17 protein-coding genes and 2 pseudogenes are annotated in these 19298 nt (G+C 61.9%); 18 read left to right on the forward strand and 1 reads right to left on the reverse strand.

Annotated elements, in window-relative coordinates; translation table 11 throughout:
* Nucleotides 1-93 precede the first annotated feature (93 nt).
* A complete protein-coding gene (gene queG, locus ACLCGK_RS14610) occupies nucleotides 94-1158 on the reverse strand; it encodes a tRNA epoxyqueuosine(34) reductase QueG (protein ID WP_410952252.1) in 1065 nt (354 codons plus the stop codon).
* 65 nt (nucleotides 1159-1223) lie between these two features.
* Here queG and ACLCGK_RS14615 point away from each other — a divergent pair, with 65 nt between their 5' ends.
* The 18 genes and pseudogenes from ACLCGK_RS14615 (at nucleotide 1224) to ACLCGK_RS14700 (ending at nucleotide 19107) form a co-directional block, all read left to right on the forward strand.
* Nucleotides 1224-2084 carry an NAD(P)H-hydrate dehydratase gene (locus ACLCGK_RS14615; RefSeq protein WP_410952253.1) on the forward strand — a complete coding sequence of 287 codons (861 nt, stop codon included), beginning with the start codon at nucleotides 1224-1226 and terminating at the stop codon, nucleotides 2082-2084.
* 2 nt (nucleotides 2085-2086) lie between these two features.
* Complete coding sequence (gene tsaE, locus ACLCGK_RS14620) at nucleotides 2087-2545, forward strand: tRNA (adenosine(37)-N6)-threonylcarbamoyltransferase complex ATPase subunit type 1 TsaE (protein WP_206695211.1); 459 nt, start codon at nucleotides 2087-2089, stop codon at nucleotides 2543-2545.
* Between the two features lie 11 nt (nucleotides 2546-2556).
* Nucleotides 2557-3987, forward strand: coding sequence for an N-acetylmuramoyl-L-alanine amidase (locus ACLCGK_RS14625; protein ID WP_075046528.1), 1431 nt, complete (start codon nucleotides 2557-2559; stop codon nucleotides 3985-3987).
* Nucleotides 3984-5879: a DNA mismatch repair endonuclease MutL gene (mutL, locus tag ACLCGK_RS14630; protein ID WP_280044295.1), complete on the forward strand. Its 1896-nt coding sequence runs from the start codon at nucleotides 3984-3986 to the stop codon at nucleotides 5877-5879. Before ACLCGK_RS14625 ends, mutL begins: the two co-directional genes overlap by 4 nt.
* A 1-nt stretch (nucleotide 5880) precedes the next feature.
* The gene (gene miaA / locus ACLCGK_RS14635) at nucleotides 5881-6852 is read left to right on the forward strand and encodes a tRNA (adenosine(37)-N6)-dimethylallyltransferase MiaA (protein ID WP_013974436.1); all 972 of its coding nucleotides are present in this window, start codon (nucleotides 5881-5883) and stop codon (nucleotides 6850-6852) included.
* A 94-nt stretch (nucleotides 6853-6946) separates the two neighbouring features.
* Nucleotides 6947-7207: an RNA chaperone Hfq gene (hfq, locus tag ACLCGK_RS14640; protein WP_003258160.1), complete on the forward strand. Its 261-nt coding sequence runs from the start codon at nucleotides 6947-6949 to the stop codon at nucleotides 7205-7207.
* A gap of 12 nt (nucleotides 7208-7219) precedes the next feature.
* On the forward strand, nucleotides 7220-8521 hold the full coding sequence (gene hflX, locus ACLCGK_RS14645; RefSeq protein WP_015272005.1) for a ribosome rescue GTPase HflX: 1302 nt from the start codon (nucleotides 7220-7222) through the stop codon (nucleotides 8519-8521).
* A gap of 96 nt (nucleotides 8522-8617) precedes the next feature.
* A complete protein-coding gene (gene hflK, locus ACLCGK_RS14650) occupies nucleotides 8618-9799 on the forward strand; it encodes an FtsH protease activity modulator HflK (protein WP_024087812.1) in 1182 nt (393 codons plus the stop codon).
* Nucleotides 9799-10668, forward strand: coding sequence for a protease modulator HflC (gene hflC / locus ACLCGK_RS14655; protein WP_410952254.1), 870 nt, complete (start codon nucleotides 9799-9801; stop codon nucleotides 10666-10668). Before hflK ends, hflC begins: the two co-directional genes overlap by 1 nt.
* Before the next feature lie 301 nt (nucleotides 10669-10969).
* Entirely contained in the window at nucleotides 10970-12157 is a 1188-nt protein-coding gene (locus tag ACLCGK_RS14660; protein WP_013974431.1) for an ATP phosphoribosyltransferase regulatory subunit, read from the forward strand.
* A gap of 56 nt (nucleotides 12158-12213) precedes the next feature.
* Nucleotides 12214-13506 carry an adenylosuccinate synthase gene (locus ACLCGK_RS14665; protein WP_013974430.1) on the forward strand — a complete coding sequence of 431 codons (1293 nt, stop codon included), beginning with the start codon at nucleotides 12214-12216 and terminating at the stop codon, nucleotides 13504-13506.
* Between the two features lie 1111 nt (nucleotides 13507-14617).
* Nucleotides 14618-14830, forward strand: a pseudogene (locus tag ACLCGK_RS14670) (methyl-accepting chemotaxis protein); the annotation flags it as partial.
* Between the two features lie 201 nt (nucleotides 14831-15031).
* A complete protein-coding gene (locus ACLCGK_RS14675; RefSeq protein ID WP_371053067.1) occupies nucleotides 15032-15736 on the forward strand; it encodes a methyl-accepting chemotaxis protein in 705 nt (234 codons plus the stop codon).
* A 176-nt stretch (nucleotides 15737-15912) separates the two neighbouring features.
* A complete protein-coding gene (locus ACLCGK_RS14680) occupies nucleotides 15913-16404 on the forward strand; it encodes a DUF2867 domain-containing protein (RefSeq protein WP_410952255.1) in 492 nt (163 codons plus the stop codon).
* Between the two features lie 231 nt (nucleotides 16405-16635).
* The gene (locus ACLCGK_RS14685) at nucleotides 16636-17124 is read left to right on the forward strand and encodes an Hcp family type VI secretion system effector (protein WP_367245438.1); all 489 of its coding nucleotides are present in this window, start codon (nucleotides 16636-16638) and stop codon (nucleotides 17122-17124) included.
* Nucleotides 17125-17133: 9 nt separating this feature from the next.
* Nucleotides 17134-18110 (forward strand): annotated as a pseudogene (locus ACLCGK_RS14690) (hypothetical protein).
* Nucleotides 18107-18484, forward strand: coding sequence for a hypothetical protein (locus tag ACLCGK_RS14695; protein ID WP_367245436.1), 378 nt, complete (start codon nucleotides 18107-18109; stop codon nucleotides 18482-18484). The pseudogene ACLCGK_RS14690 and the gene ACLCGK_RS14695 overlap by 4 nt, the downstream one beginning before the upstream one ends.
* A 245-nt stretch (nucleotides 18485-18729) precedes the next feature.
* A complete protein-coding gene (locus ACLCGK_RS14700) occupies nucleotides 18730-19107 on the forward strand; it encodes a hypothetical protein (protein ID WP_410952256.1) in 378 nt (125 codons plus the stop codon).
* Nucleotides 19108-19298: the final 191 nt, after the last annotated feature.

A 19298-nucleotide genomic window follows, 5' to 3' on the forward strand; every position in this document is an offset into this window, starting at 1 on the left:
GAACACCGGCAGAGCCGGTGCCATCCACCACGTTGTCTGATTCGCGGGCACGCCCACTCCCACAAGGGCGGCGCAAGCTCTGGGGCTGGGTCGCTATCGAACGCCGTGCTGCGCCAGCGCCCACTCCACATGCTCCCTCACCAGCTCCGAGGCATCCTCGCGCCGCGCCTTCAGCGCTTCGATCACCGGGATTGTCGATGGCGCATTGCCAAGCCCCACCGCCAGGTTGCGCAACCAGCGCTCATACCCGGCCCGGCGCAATGGCCCGCCTTCGGTCTTGCGCAGGAAGGTCCTTTCATCCCACAGGAACATCTCCGCTAACTCGGCATTCTCCAGCCCGTGCCGTGGCTGGAAGTCCTGCTCCTGGCTGTGCCTGGCAAAACGGTTCCATGGGCAGACGATCTGGCAATCGTCGCAACCGAATACACGGTTGCCCATCTTTGAACGCAACTCGACGGGGATCGGCCCCCGTAGTTCGATGGTCAGGTAGGAGATGCAGCGCCGAGCATCCAGCACATACGGCCCGACGAAGGCCTGGGTCGGGCAGATGTCCAGGCAGGCCTGGCAGCGCCCGCAATGTTCGCTGGTGGTGGCTTCGTCCACCGGCAGCGGCAGGTCGACGAACAGCTCGGCGAGGAAGAAATAGCTGCCCGCCTTGCGGTTGAGCAGCAGGGTGTTCTTGCCGATCCAGCCCAGCCCGGCCTGCTCGGCCAGGGCCTTTTCCAGCACCGGAGCGCTGTCGACGAAGGCGCGGTAGCCGAACGGGCCGATGGCTTCCTGAATGCGATCGGCCAGGAACTGCACGCGCTTGCGCACCAGCTTGTGGTAATCCCGGCCCAGGGCGTAGCGCGATACGTAGGCTTTTTCGGGCTGTGCCAGGCGCTGCGCCATCTGTGTGTCGCCGGGCAGGTAGTCCATGCGCAGCGATACCACGCGTACCGTGCCAGGGATCAGTTGCTCTGGGTGTGCACGCTTGCTGCCGTGGGCACCCAGGTAATCCATCTCGCCCTGGTAGCCAGCGTCGAGCCAGCGCTGCAGGTGGTGTTCGTGTTCGCCAAGGTCTACCCCGGCGATGCCAACATGGGCAAAACCGAGTTCTTGGCCCCAAATCTTGATCGATTGGGCCAGTTGGGCGAGGTCAGGCGTACAGACGGACATGGATGGGCAAGGCAATACGGGCTCAGGTGCGTATAATTCTGCCAGACATTGGAGCCTTTGACCCCATGCCGCAGACCAAACACCCCAGCCATACCCCTCAATTGCTCAGCAGTGTGACTGTCGCGCACCTGCCGGCACGTCATGCGCATGCCCACAAAGGCGACTTCGGCCATGTACTGGTGGTCGGTGGCGACCTTGGTACCGGAGGCGCTGTGCTGCTCAGTGCCGAAGCCGCCCTGCGCTGTGGCGCGGGGCTGGTCAGTGTGGCGACCCGGCCCGAACACGTGACTGCCAGCCTGGCGCGCCTGCCGGAGGTCATGTGCCTGGGCGTCACTTCAGCCAACCAACTGATGGGCGTGCTGGAGCGCGCTTCGGTGCTGGTGGTCGGCCCAGGCCTGGGTCAGGCGGCCTGGGGTCGCAGCCTGCTGTCGGCGGTGGCCAATGCCGAACGCCCACAGGTGTGGGACGCCGATGCCCTGAACTTGCTGGCGCGCACCCCGCTGGCCCTGCCCAGTGGCAGCATCCTTACCCCGCACCCCGGGGAGGCGGCGCGGCTGCTGGGCATTTCCACCGAGGCTGTACAGGCGGATCGCCCGGGCGCTGCACGCAAGCTGGCGCGGCGTTACAACAGCGTCTGCGTGCTCAAGGGGGCCGGCACTCTGGTAGCCGACCCGGCCGGGCAACTGCTGTTGTGCGAACGTGGCCACCCGGCCATGGCCGGTGCCGGCCTGGGCGATGTGCTGACCGGCGTGCTGGCGGCGCTGTTGGCCCAAGGCCTGGATGCTTGGCACGCCGCGGGGCTGGGGGTATGGCTGCACGCCTGTGCCGGCGAGCGTCTGGGCGTAAAAGGTAGAGGCCTGGCTGCCAGCGATCTGGCGCCGGTCATTCGTGAGTTGTTGGAGGAGCATTCTGCGTGTCTGGCTTAAACCTGTTTCTGGCCGATGAAGCGGCCACGGTCAAATTCGGCGCACAACTGGCCGAGGTGACCGGCGGTCACGGCGTGATTTTTCTGGAAGGTGACCTGGGCGCGGGCAAAACCACGCTGTCGCGTGGCCTGATTCGTGGCCTGGGCCATACTGGTGCAGTGAAAAGTCCGACCTTCACCGTAGTCGAGCCTTACGAGATCGGTGAGGTGCGGGCGTTCCATTTCGACCTGTATCGCCTGGTCGATCCGGAAGAGCTGGAGTTCATGGGCATTCGTGACTATTTCGAGGGCGACCCGCTGTGCCTGTTCGAGTGGCCACAAAAGGGTGCGGGCGTTTTGCCAAAGCCCGACCTGACCATTACCATAAGCCCCCAAGCGGGCGGACGCTCGCTGAACCTTTCGCCGCAGGGGGCTCGCGGCGAGGCCTGGTGCGTGGCACTGGCCGAACACTATAAACAGTAAGTGGGGTAGGTATGCGCATACGCGCACTGGTCGCCATCGTTGGGCTGCTGCTGACAACGGTGACCGTTGACGCTCTGGCCGTCACTCAAGTCAAGAGCATGCGCCTGTGGCGCGCGCCGGACAACACGCGGCTGGTCTTCGACCTGTCTGGCCCCGTGCAGCATAGCGTCTTCACCCTGAGCGCACCTGATCGCCTGGTTATCGACATCAATGGCGCGACCTTGGCCGCGCCACTGAACGTGGCTACCTCCAATACGCCGATCAGCAGCGTGCGTTCGGCTCAGCGCACCCCGACCGACCTGCGCGTGGTGGTCGACCTGAAAAAGTCGGTCACCCCAAAAAGCTTCACCCTGGCGCCCAACGCCCAGTACGGCAACCGCCTGGTGGTCGACCTGTACGACCAGGAGGCTGACGCCATTGCGGCCAGCGCGCCGGCGCCGGCCCCGACTCCGGCACCAACGCCTGCAACCACGCCAGCAGTGCCGGTGACCCCGGCCCAGCCTGCCATCAAGCTGCCGCCGGTTCCCAACGGCAAGCGTGACATCGTGGTTGCCATCGACGCCGGTCACGGCGGCGAAGACCCGGGTGCATCCGGTTCGCGTGGCCAGCATGAAAAAGACATCGTGCTGCAGATCGCCAAGGAACTGCAGCGCCAGATCAACAGCGAAAAAGGCTTCCGGGCCGAGCTGACCCGTACCGGCGACTACTTCATCCCACTGCGCAAGCGCACGGAAATCGCCCGCAAGAAGGGCGCCGACCTGTTCATCTCGATCCACGCCGACGCTGCGCCGTCCCGCGCCGCCTTTGGCGCCTCGGTGTTCGCCCTGTCCGACCGCGGCGCTACCTCCGAGACTGCGCGCTGGCTGGCCGACACGGAAAACCGTTCCGACCTGATCGGTGGTGCCGGTAACGTCAGCCTCGACGACAAGGACCGTATGCTGGCCGGCGTGCTGCTCGACCTGTCGATGACCGCCACGCTCAGCTCCAGCCTCAATGTCGGGCAGAAGGTGCTGGGCAACATGGGCCGCATTACTTCACTGCACAAGCAGCGGGTGGAACAGGCCGGCTTCATGGTGCTGAAGTCGCCGGATATCCCGTCGATCCTCGTTGAAACCGGGTTCATCTCGAACAACAACGAAGCCGCCAAGCTGGCCACCGCCAGCCATCAGCAGGCCCTGGCCCGTTCGATCCATACCGGTGTGCGCCAGTACTTCCAGCAGAACCCGCCGCCAGGCACCTACATCGCCTGGCTGCGCGATACCGGCAAGATCGCCGCTGGCCCGCGTGAGCACACGGTGCGCCCTGGCGAGACCCTGGCGATGCTTGCCGTTCGCTACCAGGTCAGCGTGACCAGCCTGCGCAGCACCAACAGCCTCAAGACCGATGAGCTGAAGGTCGGCCAGCGCCTCGATATCCCTGCTACCACGTTGGCCTCGCAATGAGTGGCGGTTCGCGCATCCAGCTGCTCAGCCCGCGGCTGGCCAACCAGATTGCCGCCGGCGAGGTTGTCGAGCGGCCGGCCTCTGTCGCCAAAGAGTTGCTGGAGAACAGCCTGGACTCCGGCGCCCGGCGTATCGACGTGGAAGTTGAGCAGGGCGGCGTCAAGCTGCTGCGAGTGCGAGACGATGGCAGCGGCATCTCCGCCGATGACCTGCCGCTGGCCCTGGCCCGTCACGCCACCAGCAAGATTCGTGAGTTGGAAGACCTGGAAGGGGTCTTGAGCCTGGGCTTTCGTGGTGAGGCCCTGGCCTCGATCAGCTCGGTGGCGCGCCTGACCCTGACCTCGCGTACCGCCAGCGCTACCGAGGCCTGGCAGGTGGAAACCGAAGGCCGCGACATGACCCCGCGGGTGCAGCCGGCGGCGCACCCGGTGGGTACTTCGGTGGAAGTGCGCGACCTGTTCTTCAATACCCCGGCCCGGCGCAAGTTCCTCAAGGCCGAGAAAACCGAATTCGATCACCTGCAGGAAGTGATACGGCGCCTGGCGCTGGCGCGTTTCGATGTCGGCTTCCACCTGCGCCACAACGGCAAGAGCATCCTCAGCCTGCACGAGGCCCACGATGAAACCGCCCGTGCGCGGCGTGTGGGCGCCATCTGCGGCCCGGGCTTCATGGAGCAGGCGCTGCCGATCGACGTGGAACGCAACGGCCTGCGCCTTTGGGGCTGGGTCGGCCTGCCGACGTTCTCGCGCAGCCAGGCAGACCTGCAGTATTTCTTCGTCAACGGCCGTGCGGTGCGCGACAAGCTGGTCGCCCACGCCGTGCGCCAGGCTTACCGCGACGTGCTGTTCAATGGTCGGCACCCGACCTTCGTGCTGTTCCTGGAGCTGGAGCCCAACGGCGTCGACGTCAACGTGCACCCGACCAAGCACGAAGTGCGTTTCCGCGAGGGGCGCTCGGTGCACGACTTCCTGTATGGCACCTTGCATCGCGCGCTGGCCGATGTGCGCCCGGAAGACCAGTTGGCGGCGCCAGCTGCCGTACCCGAAGTGGTCCGCGCCACGGGCCAGCAGGCCGGTGAGTTCGGCCCCCAGGGCGAAATGCGCCTTGCCTCGCCGGTGCTCGAGCAGCCACGTGGCCCGCAGCAGTCATTCTCCAGCGGTGGTAGTGGTGTGGGTTACCAGTACCAGTACACGCCGCGCCCCTCGCAGCCGCTGCCGGCCGCCGAGGCACAGGCGGTGTATCGCGAGTTCTACAAACCGCTGGATGAAGGCGCGGTGCCGACGACGCTGCCTGAAAGCCAGGGCGATATTCCCCCGCTGGGCTACGCGTTGGCGCAGCTCAAGGGTATCTACATCCTGGCCGAGAATGCCATTGGCCTGGTGCTGGTAGACATGCACGCCGCTCACGAGCGCATCATGTACGAGCGCCTCAAGGTGGCCATGGCCAGCGAAGGCCTCAGCGGCCAGCCGCTGCTGGTGCCCGAGACCCTGGCCCTGAGCCAGCGTGAAGCAGACTGCGCCGAAGAGCACGCGCAGTGGTTCCAACGGCTGGGTTTCGAACTGCAGCGTCTGGGCCCCGAGACCTTGGCTATCCGCCAGATCCCGGCTTTGCTCAAGCAGGCTGAGGCCAACCGCCTGGTGCAGGATGTACTCGCCGACCTGATGGAATACGGCACCAGCGACCGTATCCAGGCGCACCTCAACGAGCTGCTCGGTACCATGGCCTGTCACGGTGCTGTGCGCGCTAACCGGCGCCTGGCGATCCCCGAGATGAACGCCCTGCTGCGTGACATGGAAAACACCGAGCGCAGCGGCCAGTGCAACCATGGTCGCCCCACCTGGACCCAGATGGGCCTGGACGACCTGGACAAACTCTTCCTGCGCGGTCGATGAAATGAGCGGCAAGCCCCCTGCAATATTCCTGATGGGCCCGACGGCGGCCGGCAAGACCGACCTGGCCATCGAGCTGACCAAAGTACTGCCGTGCGAGCTGATCAGCGTCGATTCGGCGCTGGTCTACCGCGGCATGGACATCGGTTCGGCCAAGCCCTCCAAAGAAATCCTCGCCGCCCACCCGCACCGGCTGATCGACATTCGCGACCCGGCCGAAAGCTATTCGGCTGCGCAGTTCCGTGCCGATGCCCTGGAGGCCATGGCCGAGATCACCGCGCGCGGCAAGATCCCGCTGCTGGTGGGCGGCACCATGCTCTATTACAAGGCGTTGATCGATGGCCTGGCCGACATGCCGGCGGCCGATGCCGCGGTGCGTGCCGAGCTGGAAGCCCAGGCCGAAGCGCTGGGCCTGGCCGAGTTGCACCGCCAGTTGGCCGAGGTTGACCCTGAGTCGGCGGCGCGTATCCACCCCAACGACCCGCAGCGGTTGATCCGGGCGTTGGAGGTTTACCGGGTGAGTGGCGAGAGCATGACGGCACATCGACAGCGTCAATTCGCGGAAAGTCGCGGCGCAGACGCAGGCGCTGGCGGACATTTGCCCTATACTGTCGCGAGTTTGGCGATTGCTCCTACAGATCGTCACATTTTGCATCAGCGAATTGCGTTACGATTTTCACAGATGCTGGAACAGGGCTTCGTCGACGAGGTCCGATCGCTGCGAGCCAGAAGTGACTTGCACGCCGGGCTGCCGTCTATACGGGCAGTGGGGTATCGGCAGGTCTGGGATTACCTGGACGGCAAGCTGACTGAGAATGAGATGCGTGAACGCGGTATCATTGCCACCAGGCAGCTGGCCAAGCGGCAGTTCACCTGGTTGCGTGGCTGGCCTGAAGTACACTGGCTTGACAGCCTGGCCTGCGACAATCTGTCCCGCACCTTGAAATACCTTGGGGCCATCTCCATATTGAGCTGAGTCCCTGCTGATTGCCGTCTATTCTTGCGAAGGGGCGGCCTAATTTATCGATTTTCTTGATTTTCTATTATTTATCCTTACAGGAGTGCGGCATATGTCAAAAGGGCATTCGCTACAAGACCCTTACTTGAACACCTTGAGAAAAGAAAAGGTCCCGGTATCCATCTATCTGGTCAACGGCATCAAACTGCAGGGTTCGATCGAGTCCTTCGACCAGTTCGTGGTACTGCTGAAGAACACCGTCAGCCAGATGGTCTACAAGCACGCCATCTCGACCGTGGTTCCTGCCCGTCCGGTTCGTCTGCCAAGCCCGTCCGATTCCGAACACGGCGACAGCGAGCCAGGCAACGCCTGATAGGAGCCTGCATTGTTCTTTGAGCGCCACGGTGGTGGTGAGCGGGCGTTGCTCGTTCACTTGGAAGGTCAGAACCCTGAGGCGCGCGAAGACCCGCAGGAGTTTCAGGAGCTGGCATTGTCGGCCGGTGCCGACATCGTCTCGCTGGTCACGGTGGCAAGGCATCAGCCTTCCGCCAAATACCTGATTGGCAGTGGCAAGGTCGAAGAGTTGCACGACCTGGTCCATGCCGAACAGGTAGACCTGGTGATTTTCAATCACACCCTCACGCCCAGTCAGGAGCGCAACCTCGAGCGTGTGTTCGAGTGTCGTGTGCTCGACCGTACCGGGCTGATCCTCGATATCTTCGCCCAGCGGGCGCGCACCCATGAAGGCAAGCTGCAGGTCGAACTGGCCCAGCTCGAGCACATGAGCACGCGGCTGGTGCGCGGCTGGACCCACCTTGAGCGACAGAAGGGTGGTATCGGCCTGCGCGGCCCGGGTGAAACCCAGCTGGAAACCGACCGCCGCCTGTTGCGGGTGCGCATTCGCCAGATCAAGTCACGCCTGGAGAAGGTGCGCAGCCAGCGCGAGCAGGCACGCCGCGGGCGCAAGCGTGCGGACATTCCGTCGGTATCGCTGGTGGGTTATACCAACGCCGGCAAGTCCACGCTGTTCAACGCCCTGACAGAATCCGAGGTGTATGCCGCGGACCAGCTGTTCGCTACCCTCGACCCGACCCTGCGCCGGCTCGAGCTGAACGACCTGGGGCCGATCGTGCTGGCCGACACCGTGGGCTTCATTCGCCACCTGCCGCACAAGCTGGTCGAGGCATTTCGGGCTACGCTCGAAGAGTCGAGCAACTCCGACTTGTTGCTGCATGTGATCGACGCCCATGAGCCGGAGCGCATGGAGCAGATCGAGCAGGTGCTGGCGGTGTTGGGCGAGATTGGCGCCGAAGGGTTGCCGATCCTCGAGGTGTATAACAAACTCGACTTGCTCGAAGATGTCGAGCCGCAGATCCAGCGCAATGCCGATGGCAAGCCGGAACGGGTCTGGGTATCGGCACGCGATGGGCGTGGCCTGGAGCTGGTCGGCCAGGCGATTGCCGAGTTGCTGGGGGATGATCTGTTTGTCGGTACCCTGTGTCTGGAGCAGCGTTTTGCCCGCTTGCGCGCGCAATTCTTTGCCTTGGGTGCCGTGCAGAGTGAAGAGCATGATGAAGAAGGGCGCAGCCTGCTGAGCGTGCGACTGCCCATGGTCGAACTGAATCGCCTGGTCAGCCGCGAAGGCATGGAGCCGCAAGTGTTTGTCGAGCAACACACTTTGCAATAAATGCTCGTCGAGGTCGCCGGGCAGCAGTGACAGGCATTCTGTAGCATTGGACGGCGCGCCGTGGGCGCGTCTTTGCTTTATCAGATGGAGAGCGCTATGGCTTGGAACGAGCCGGGTGGCAACTCGAACAATCAGGATCCCTGGGGCGGTCGCCGGAATGGCGGTGGCGGCGGTGGTGACAAGAAAGGTCCACCGGACCTGGACGAGGCCTTCCGCAAATTGCAGGACAGCCTGAACGGCATGTTCGGCAGTGGCAAGAAACGTGGCGGCGGTGGCCGCAATGTCGGCAAGGGCGGTGGCCTGGGCCTGCTGGGCATCGGCCTGGCGGTGCTGGCTGCTATCTGGCTGTACAGCGCCGTGTACGTGGTCGACGAGCAGGAGCAGGCCGTGGTGCTGCGCTTCGGCAAGTACTATGAGACGGTCGGCCCCGGCCTGAACATCTACTTCCCGCCGATCGATCGCAAGTACATGGAGAACGTCACGCGCGAGCGTGCCTATACCAAGCAGGGCCAGATGCTGACCGAAGACGAGAACATCGTCGAGGTACCGCTGACCGTCCAGTACAAGATCAGCAACCTGCAGGACTTCGTGCTCAACGTCGACCAGCCTGAGGTCAGCCTGCAGCACGCGACCGAGAGTGCCCTGCGCCATGTGGTGGGCTCCACCTCGATGGACCAGGTGCTGACCGAAGGTCGTGAGCAGATGGCCGTGGATATCCGCGAGCGCCTGCAGCGTTTCCTCGACACCTACCGTACCGGTATCACTGTCACCCAGGTCAACGTACAGAGCGCGGCTGCACCGCGTGAAGTGCAGGAAGCCTTCGACGATGTGATCCGTGCCCGCGAAGACGAGCAGCGTGCCCGCAACCAGGCCGAGTCCTACGCCAACGGCGTGGTACCGGAAGCCCGTGGTCAGGCACAGCGCATCATCGAGGACGCCAACGGTTACCGCGACGAAGTCATTGCCCGCGCCAAGGGTGAGGCCGATCGCTTCACCAAGCTGGTCGCCGAGTACCGCAAGGCACCTGACGTGACCCGTCAGCGCCTGTATCTGGAGACCATGCAAGAGGTCTACAGCAATTCGAGCAAGGTCATGGTGGCAACCAAGGACGGGCAGAACAACCTGCTCTACCTGCCGCTGGACAAGATGGTCGAAGGCAGCCGCAACCCGTCCGCGCCGACCACCAGCGTGTCGCCATCGGTCAACGATGCGGCCGCCCGTGCGGCGCAGGACCTGCAACAGCAACAGCAGCCGCTGCGTACTAGGGAGAGCCGCTGATGAGCAACAGATCGCTGATCGCCCTGATTGCCGCCGTGGTCCTGGCCATCGTGGCCTGGAACAGCTTCTACATCGTGTCCCAGACCGAGCGTGCGGTATTGCTGCGCTTCGGTAAGGTAGTCCAGGCGGATGTACAGCCGGGCATGCACGTGAAGATTCCGTACGTGAACCAGGTGCGCAAGTTCGACGCCCGCCTGATGACCCTCGACGCCCCGACCCAGCGGTTCCTGACTCTGGAGAAGAAAGCGGTAATGGTCGACGCCTACGCCAAGTGGCGCGTCAAGGACGCCGAACGTTTCTACACCGCCACATCCGGCATGAAACAGATCGCCGACGAGCGTCTGTCGCGTCGTCTGGAAAGCGGCCTGCGTGACCAGTTCGGTAAACGTACCCTGCATGAAGTGGTTTCCGGTGAACGTGACGCGCTGATGGCTGACATCACTGCTTCGCTGAACCGCATGGCCGCCAAGGAGCTGGGTATCGAGGTGGTCGACGTGCGCGTCAAGGCCATCGACCTGCCGAAGGAAGTCAACCGCAGCGTGTTCGACCGCATGAGCACCGAGCGTGAACGTGAAGCCCGCGAGCACCGCGCCAAGGGTAACGAGTTGGCTGAAGGTATCCGTGCCGATGCCGATCGTCAGCGCCGCGTACTGCTGGCTGAGGCCTATCGCGAAGCAGAGGAAACCCGCGGTGACGGCGACGCCCAGGCGGCCGCCATCTACGCCAAGGCCTACACCCAGGACGCTGATTTCTATGCGTTCTACCGTAGTCTGCAGGCGTACCGCGAGAGCTTCTCGAGCAAGAGCGACGTGCTGGTCCTGGACCCGAAGAACGAGTTCTTCCGCTTCCTGGACAAGAGCAAGCCGTGATGCTCAGGCCCTGATTTTCATGCGACGGCGCCCCGCCTGGCAGCTAAAACGCCAGGCGGGGTGCATCCTGAATGAAAAGGGGTGTATGATGAGGCAGCCGGGAAATTTCCCGGCTTTTTTGCGTCTGCAAGGTTGATTGGCAAACCGCCAGTTGGCGGATTGGTCAGGTCGCAAGGCAATTCGAGGGTGTCGGGTACGGTGGCTGCGCTGGGATCAGTGCTGCCCGCTGCTGTGCGCGATACCGGCTTTACTGACGGCTCGCCTGCTGGCAAGCCGCCCGGACCAGAGGGGAAATGGCGTAATGGCAACGGTAGACCGCTGGCTGCTGCCAGATGGCATCGAGGAAGTACTGCCACCTGAGGCCGCGCGCATCGAGATCGCGCGCCGCCAGGTGTTGGACCTGTTCCAGAGTTGGGGCTACGAGCTGGTCGTCACCCCGCATATCGAGTACCTGGAGTCGCTGCTCACCGGCGCCGGCCAGGACCTGGATCAGCGCACCTTCAAGGTAGTAGACCCGCAGTCCGGTCGCCTGATGGGCTTCCGCGCCGACTTCACCCCGCAGGTGGCGCGCATTGACGCCCACACCCTGCGCCGTGAAGGCCCGAGCCGCCTGTGCTATGCCGGCAGCGTGCTGCACGCCCAGCCGCGTGCCCTGTCCACCTCGCGCAGCCCGATCCAGCTGGGTGCCGAACTGTACGGCGACGCCAGCCCCACCAGCGATGTCGAAGTCATCAGCCTGATGCTCGCCACGCTGCAGCTGACCGATGTGCCGGATGTGCACATGGACCTGGGCCACGTCGGTATCTACCGCGGCCTGGCCCGTGCTGCCGGCCTGTCCGGCGCGGTCGAGCAGCAGCTGTTCGACGCCCTGCAGCGCAAGGCCGTGGATGAGGTTCAGGTGCTGACCGCCGACCTGCCGAAGGACCTGGGCAACATGCTGCGCGCGCTGGTGGAACTGTGCGGTGGCCGCGAAGTGCTGGCCGAAGCCCGCGTGCGCCTGGGCCGAGCCCCGGCCAGCGTGCTGGCGGCGCTGGACGACCTGCTGGCGATCGCCGATCGCCTGGCGTCGCGCTTCCCGGACCTGCCGCTGTACTTCGACCTCGGCGAGCTGCGCGGTTACCACTATCACACAGGCGTGGTGTTCGCCGTGTTCGTGCCGGGCGAAGGCCAATCGATCGCCCAGGGCGGGCGCTATGACGACATCGGCGCCGATTTCGGCCGGGCCCGCCCGGCCACCGGTTTCTCCACGGATTTGAAGACCCTGGTCACACTGGGGCGAGCGGAGGTCGTATTGCCAACTGGCGGCATCTGGATGCCGGACAGTGGCGACGCGGCCCTCTGGCAGCAAGTCTGCCAGTTGCGCAACGAGGGCCAGCGTGTGGTCCAGGCCCTGCCTGGCCAGCCGTTGAGTGCTGCTCTCGAGGCGGATTGTGATCGGCAATTGATTCAGCAAGACGGGCGCTGGCAGGTTCTGCCGCTGGCCCAGTGAGTTTCTGCGCCGGCAGTAGGCCGGCAACCAAGTTTGCGTGAATGAGGACCAATGTAATGGGTAAGAATGTCGTCGTCCTGGGCACCCAGTGGGGTGATGAGGGCAAAGGCAAGATCGTCGATCTGCTGACCGAACATGCTGCCGCCGTAGTGCGCTACCAGGGTGGCCACAACGCGGGTCACACCCTGGTGATCAACGGTGAAAAGACCGTTCTGCACCTGATTCCGTCCGGTATCCTGCGTGAAGGCGTACAGTGCCTGATCGGCAACGGCGTGGTCGTTGCCCCGGATGCCCTGATGCGTGAAATCACCAAGCTGGAAGAGAAGGGCGTGCCGGTGCGCGAGCGTCTGCGCATCAGCCCGGCTGCGCCGCTGATCCTGTCGTACCACGTTGCCCTGGACCAGGCCCGCGAAAAAGCCCGCGGCGAAGCCAAGATCGGTACCACCGGCCGCGGTATCGGCCCAGCCTACGAAGACAAGGTCGCACGTCGCGGCCTGCGCGTGGGCGACCTGTTCCACCGCGAGCGTTTCGCCGCCAAGCTGGGTGAGCTGCTGGACTACCACAACTTCCAGCTGGTGAACTACTACAAAGAGCCGGCCATCGACTTCCAGCAGACCCTGGACGAGTGCATGGCCTATGCCGAACAGCTCAAGCCGATGATGCTCGACGTTACCGCCGAGCTGCATAACCTGCGTCGTGCCGGCAAGGACATCATGTTCGAAGGCGCCCAGGGCTCGCTGCTGGACATCGACCACGGTACCTACCCGTACGTCACCAGCTCCAACACCACCGCTGGCGGTATCTCCACCGGTTCTGGCGTTGGCCCGATGTACTTGGACTACATCCTGGGTATCACCAAGGCCTACACCACTCGCGTAGGTTCCGGTCCGTTCCCGACCGAACTGTTCGACGAGACTGGCGCTACCCTGGCCAAGCGTGGCCATGAGTTCGGCTCCACCACCGGCCGTGCGCGCCGTTGCGGCTGGTTCGATGCCGTGATCCTGCGTCGCGCCATCGACGTCAACAGCATCTCGGGCATCTGTCTGACCAAGCTGGACGTACTGGATGGCCTGGAAACCATCAACATCTGCGTTGGCTACAAGAACGAGAACGGTGCCGTCATCGACGCGCCTTCCGATGCCGACAGCTACATCGGCCTGGAGCCGGTGTACGAAGAGATGCCAGGCTGGAGCGAATCGACCCTGGGCGTGAAAACCCTGGAAGAACTGCCGGCTAACGCTCGCGCCTATATCAAGCGCATCGAAGAGCTGATCGGCGCGCCGATCGACATCATCTCCACCGGCCCGGACCGCAACGAGACCATCGTGCTGCGTCATCCGTTCGCCTGATCTGCCTTCCAGGCTGATCTGACGCCGTGGCCCTGAAAGGGGCTGCGGCGTTTTCATTTGTGGGGTATGCCTGTACTGGCCCTATCGCCGGCAAGCCGGCTCCCACAGGGACCTCGCAACCCCCAAGACTTGTGGTGAACCTGTGGGAGCTGGCTTGCCGGCGATAGGGCCGGTGCAGGCAAGCACACTGCTGAACCTTGGCATTTATCCCTGCTGCCTCCGGCACAACCCTTGCTGTAAGAAGTTTCTGTAGATGCCATCAGAATAGTGGCGCCAGAAAACACGAGGGTTCACCGTGTCTGCCATCCTCTCACTGTTACGAAGCCGCCTTTTGCGGCCTGTGTTTGTTGCCCTTGGTATCGCTCTTTTGGTGCAGGTGCTGGTCGCCGTTGCGCTTACCCGAAGCACGGTCACCGCCCTGGAAGCCGACCTTGGCGAACGCCTGGGCAATGACAGCCGCCAGCTCGCCAGCGAACTGGAGCAAGCCGGGCAAGATGTGCGCTCGGGCCTCGATGGCCTGTCCAGCAGCACCCGCCAGCGCCTGAGCGCAGGGCTGTCGGCGCGCCTGCAAAGCGAACAGCAGCAATTGCGCACTACGTTGGAGAAAAACCTCAAGGACTCCGCCAACGACATGGCCGAGCTTCTGGCTTCGGTCGCCCCGCGGGCGATCTGGGACAACGACGTGCCGGTGCTATCCGACTTCGCCCGACGTGCCCAGCGCAACCCCAACGTGTTGTTCGTGATCTATGACGATGCCCAAGGCCAGCACCTGACCCGCTACCTGAACCGGCAAAACCCGATCAACCAAGCGTTGATGGAGAAGGGCCAGGGCGAACGCGCCTTGGACAAGGTGATCGATGCGGCCCGGCGCGACCCGGCGGTGTACTTCGTCGAAGCCTCGATCAACCCCAACGGTGCAGAAATCGGCAAGGTGGTGATGGGAGTTTCCACGGCTGGCATCGACCAGGAGCTCAAGGCCCTCGATCAACGCTTCGCGGCCCTGATCGCCAGCGGCGAGCAATTGGTCGGCGACAGCCTGGTCGGTGCCGCCGCCGACAGTGGCAAGACCCTGCGCGAGCGCCTGGAGAAGGCGCAGGGCAGTGCCGCCGCCATGCAGGCCAACACCGCACAGACCGTGCGCGATGCTGCCGCCGAGCTGCGTTGGCGCATCGGCCTGGGCCTGGTGCTGGTCGGCCTTGGCGTGCTGGTGGTGGTGGCTGTTGTTCTTGGCCGCCGGGTGCTGAGCAAGCTACGCCTGTTGATTGCTGCCCTCGACGACCTGGCGGCTGGCGAAGGCGACCTGACCAAGCGCGTGCCCCTCGACAGCCGCGACGAGATCGGCGACATGGCGTCGGCGGTCAACCGCTTCGTCGACAAGTTGCAGCCTATCGTGCGCGAGGCGGGTGAAGTGGCGCAGCGCACCGGTGTGGAAATTGGTGCGATGGCCCAGCGCAACGCCGGAGCCGATGCCGCCGCCGCGTTGCAGCGCGATGAAGTGGCGGCCAGTCTGCGCGACCTGTCGAGCATGGCCGACGAAGCCCAGGCTGAAAGCCATGCGATGCAGGCGGCCCTGCAGCAGGTGGTGGATATCCGCCAGGCCACCGACGAGAATAGCCGCACCTCGACCCAGCTGGCAGGCTTGATCGAAAACCTGGCGGGCCAGGTGGAGGCGGGTTCCCAGGTGATCGAGCGTTTGGCCAAGCAGAGTGAGCAGATCGAAGTGGTGCTGACGGTGATCCACGGCATTGCCGAGCAGACCAACCTGCTGGCCCTGAACGCCGCCATCGAAGCTGCGCGAGCCGGCGAAACCGGGCGCGGGTTTGCCGTAGTGGCCGACGAAGTGCGGGCGCTGGCGAGCAAGACGCAAAGCTCCACTGGGGATATCCAGGCGCACATCGCCGCGCTGCAGAAGGGCGCCAAGGAAGCCGTGGCAACTATCAGCCAGGCCGGGCTCAAGGCCAGCGAAGGGCTGCTGGTGCTGCGTGACAACGAGCGCCGTCAGCAGTCGGTGCAGGCGGCGGTGGAGCAGGTGCATGCAGCCATCGGTCTGGCCACCCGAGCGGCCGAGCAGCAGGCGAGCGGGGCGCAGGCAGTGCGTGGACGGGTAGAAACCATACACGCCCAGGCCGAACGCTCGGCCGAGGTGGTGATGCAGACAACGGCCAGTAGCAAGGTGCTGGATGACCTGGCGGCACAGCTGCGTGCCAGCCTGGGGCAATTCAGAGCTTGATGCGGTCCCTGTAGGAGCGGCCTTGTGTCGCGAAAGGGCTGCGCAGCAGCCCCGGGATATCTGCTTGAACGCTGAAAATGCCGGGGCCGCTGCGCAGCCCTTTCGCGACACAAGGCCGCTCCTACAGCGAGTCATGTTGCTAAGCTGTCGGCGACACATGACAAAGGGAGTTGCTCATGTCCGCCCAACTGGTCGCCGCCAAGGCATGCCTTGATTTTCTCCACACTGACAGCGTGCAGCTGACGGTACCGCTGACCGCCCTGCAAGCCTACTGCGCCATGACCTCGGACGTCCCCGGCTGGCTGGCCTTGGCTTTTCAAATTCGCGACTACATCTCACGTCGTTTCAATGTCGCCGATATCCACGGCTTCACTCGCCGCGATCCAGAGCATGTACCAGCCGTCGGCGAGGGTCTGGACTTCTTCACTGTCGAGGCCATCAGCGACCAGCAACTGGTGCTGACCTCGCGCGATACGCACTTGGCCGTCATGGTCTGCATGGATGTGTCGACAGGGGAGTGCGGCTTCCCGCAGTTGAACGTGACCACCTCGGTGAAGTGCTTCAACACCTTTGGGCGTTTGTACATGGTACCGGTTGGATGGGGTCATGGCGTGATCGTGCGGCGGATGCTGAGCAACTTGCAGGGCCATCGTTTCGAGCGTCGATAAGCAGCAGATTCTTACCTGATAAATCAGAATTTTTACCTGATGTTGTAGGTAACTTCCCAAAGTTTGCCTTGGTGAGCGCGTGCTATTGCGTGGCTTGGCACCGGGAACTAGTGTCAACCGGGCCTCGAGGCGACAGCGCTAAACCGCCGTGAGCTTTTCAGGCACAACCGCAAGACGACAATATCAGAGCGTTGTCGTTATCAGCCCAAACATTACCAGGGAGAGGTAAGCATGGCTTTCGATGCTTATATTCAAATCAACGAAATCGCTGGTGAGGCACTGGACGAGCAGTACGCCAACTGGATCGAAATCATCGGCTACAAGTTCGGTGCCAACCAGAGCACTTCTGCCACCGCAAGCTCTGCAGGTGGCGCATCTTCCGGGCGTACCACGCTCACCAACTTCACCTTCACCAAGTACCTGGACAGCGCCAGCTGCAAGCTGCTCGAAGCCAGCTGTGCCGGCCAGCACCTGAAGGAAGTGAAGCTGGTGGTGTGCCGGGCCGGTACCGAAAAGCTCAAGTACTACGAAGTCGTTCTCGAAGAAGTGATCATCGCCGACTACGCCCAAAGCGCCAATGCTGGCGTGCCGGTGGAAGTAGTGCAGCTCAACTATGGCCGCATCAAGACCACCTACACGCGGCAGAAGCGCCTCGATGGTAGCGCGGGCGGTAACGTGACCGGCGGCTGGGATCGCATCAGCAACAAGAAATATGCGTGAGGTGCGACTATGTCCGAGGCACGTAGCTTCATCAATCCCCAGGCACAATCCTATGAGTCGTTGAAGGCCGGCACGCCGATGTCGGCCAATCAGCGGGCAAAGTTTGATGTGTTGAATGCGCATATTGCCAATAGCGTCGTTATCCCTGGCGAACTCGTGATCGTGGGTGATCCAAGCACCCCCTCCTGCACCAGTCATGAAGCTTTTCTCATGGGTAAGGCGGTTGGAATACACCATGACATCGAAATCAACGGCGGAGGTGTTGACGGATTTTTCTTGGATAATTTCGAGATGCTTAAGAGTGTGTTAGCTCATGCCTCTATGGGGGTTGGCGCGGCTAGCGATGCCTGGAGCAGGAGTTTGAGTTCCATCAAAGGGACGCTAGAAGAGATTGAGAAACTACATCGCACATATATGGGAAGTGGGGCGTTGAATGCGCGCGACCAGTTTTATGCTAGGCGCACAGCACTATTCACGAAGCTTGAGGAGCAACTCGATAAAGTGACTGCCTATGGCGCAGGGCGCTTAAAAATCAGAGTTCTATAAAGAAAATGTTAGAAATTTCCACTAAGAGCTACCTTCGGACAGGGGAAATTTCGAGGTATGCGGAAAAAGTAACCGGTGTCGCGCGAGCAGCAAACCTGATAAAGCGAGGTGCATACATAGGAACCGCGCTGGACGTTGCATCGGCAGGTTTGGAAATACATAGGGCTTGTGTAATTGGGCGTGAGGATGATTGTCGTAGAGTGAAATATGTTGAGGGAAGCGCCTTGGTGGGTAGTGTGGTTGTAAGTGGGTACGGTGGTACTGTTGGCGCATTTATAGGGACTACAGTATGTGCTGTTGTTCTCGGTATTCCAACAGGTGGGACCGGGGCATTGGCATGCGTCGTTGTAGGTGGTGCGGCGGGAGGAGTAGTGGGCGGAGAGATTGGAAGTATGGCAGGGGAAAGGGTTGGGACAATTTTGTATGAGAATACACGATGACGGATAATCAAGAGGCAGCAATTTGGCTATTTTTGTTCACAATCGTAATTTCTACTATGCTTGCTTGGCTTTATATCGCCTGGCGGTACGCTGAATACATTGAATCTTTTTTTTCTGAAAGCTCCTTTGTGTTGGGGAATAAAAAAATGTATTCCAGTGCTGGCTTGCTTGGCAAAGTTATGCGCGTTGGTTCTGTTGCGCTAATGTTGTCTATGGCTGCGTTATATGCGCGTAGAGGTTTGGTAAGCTCTTCGGAAGTGTTGGCGTTCCCCGTTCGTATCAAGCGTGCGTTGGTGGGGCTTTGGCTGGTTCATGTGTCAGTGTTTGGTGTTCTTATAGTGTTCTATTGTTGGGTCAGAATTTGCCGGGTCTAAGTTTGGCAGATTTCGTGTAGTTGATTTGTTGGGTCGGTAACGTAGTGCTTATGTCAACCTGCTGTCGCTTTATCTTACTAGTGGTTACTGTTATGAACTCAATTGGTGTTGGGGTTAAGTTGAGCGTTTGATAAGGAGATAAAAAGCCGATTTGTGATTGGAGGCGCTGTTGGTGGCGCGGCAGGCAGTTCGGTCGTAGGTGATATCGGTGAGATATTTGGTGAGATGTTATATGAGGTGACGCAATGATTGGTTTCGATGCCAGGTGGCTAGGCCTTCCTTTGATGGTGGCTATGTTCATGGTAATATTTATATGGGTTTATGTTTCAGTTAGATATGTGAGTCGAATAGAATCATTGCTTTCTAATAGCTCGATGGTTTCTGGTAATAAAAAGATTTTTGGTCACGCTGGTTTGCTCGGTAAAGTGATGCGCACAGGCTCGGCGTCCGTGATGTTGTCGATGAGGGCAATTTGCATTCGGAAAGGACTTCTGGATCTTCAGGATGTAAAGAGATTTCCTGGTGGTTTGCGCCGTATGCTTGTTGGCTTGTGGTTTGTTAATGTCGCTATTTTTTTGTCGCTCATTGGTCTTTGGAGTTGGTTGAAATTGATCGGCTATTGAATTTTATCTGGGTAGGTGCTCCTGCGCTGAATAATAGAATCAGCGCAATTCGCGCGACACGCACTCAGCGCTGCGCGCAGCTTCTTCCAGCGTCGGCGAAACCTTGTTCAGCGCGGTGCGCACCTAGCGATCATGGTCTTCATGATTTTTACCCGATGTTGTAGGCAATTTCCCAAATTTTGCTTTGGTGG

The organism is Pseudomonas sp. S1(2024), assembly GCF_046557535.1.

What these genes read in the sequence shown, in the direction of transcription:
- queG (WP_410952252.1), bottom strand. Translation starts at nt 1,158, where the DNA reads ATGTCCGTCTGTACGCCTGACCTCGCCCAACTGGCCCAATCGATCAAG.
- ACLCGK_RS14615 (WP_410952253.1), top strand. Translation starts at nt 1,224, where the DNA reads ATGCCGCAGACCAAACACCCCAGCCATACCCCTCAATTGCTCAGCAGT.
- ACLCGK_RS14625 (WP_075046528.1), top strand. Translation starts at nt 2,557, where the DNA reads ATGCGCATACGCGCACTGGTCGCCATCGTTGGGCTGCTGCTGACAACG.
- mutL (WP_280044295.1), top strand. Translation starts at nt 3,984, where the DNA reads ATGAGTGGCGGTTCGCGCATCCAGCTGCTCAGCCCGCGGCTGGCCAAC.
- miaA (WP_013974436.1), top strand. Translation starts at nt 5,881, where the DNA reads ATGAGCGGCAAGCCCCCTGCAATATTCCTGATGGGCCCGACGGCGGCC.
- hfq (WP_003258160.1), top strand. Translation starts at nt 6,947, where the DNA reads ATGTCAAAAGGGCATTCGCTACAAGACCCTTACTTGAACACCTTGAGA.
- hflK (WP_024087812.1), top strand. Translation starts at nt 8,618, where the DNA reads ATGGCTTGGAACGAGCCGGGTGGCAACTCGAACAATCAGGATCCCTGG.
- hflC (WP_410952254.1), top strand. Translation starts at nt 9,799, where the DNA reads ATGAGCAACAGATCGCTGATCGCCCTGATTGCCGCCGTGGTCCTGGCC.
- ACLCGK_RS14660 (WP_013974431.1), top strand. Translation starts at nt 10,970, where the DNA reads ATGGCAACGGTAGACCGCTGGCTGCTGCCAGATGGCATCGAGGAAGTA.
- ACLCGK_RS14665 (WP_013974430.1), top strand. Translation starts at nt 12,214, where the DNA reads ATGGGTAAGAATGTCGTCGTCCTGGGCACCCAGTGGGGTGATGAGGGC.
- ACLCGK_RS14675 (WP_371053067.1), top strand. Translation starts at nt 15,032, where the DNA reads ATGGCCGACGAAGCCCAGGCTGAAAGCCATGCGATGCAGGCGGCCCTG.
- ACLCGK_RS14680 (WP_410952255.1), top strand. Translation starts at nt 15,913, where the DNA reads ATGTCCGCCCAACTGGTCGCCGCCAAGGCATGCCTTGATTTTCTCCAC.
- ACLCGK_RS14685 (WP_367245438.1), top strand. Translation starts at nt 16,636, where the DNA reads ATGGCTTTCGATGCTTATATTCAAATCAACGAAATCGCTGGTGAGGCA.
- ACLCGK_RS14695 (WP_367245436.1), top strand. Translation starts at nt 18,107, where the DNA reads ATGACGGATAATCAAGAGGCAGCAATTTGGCTATTTTTGTTCACAATC.
- ACLCGK_RS14700 (WP_410952256.1), top strand. Translation starts at nt 18,730, where the DNA reads ATGATTGGTTTCGATGCCAGGTGGCTAGGCCTTCCTTTGATGGTGGCT.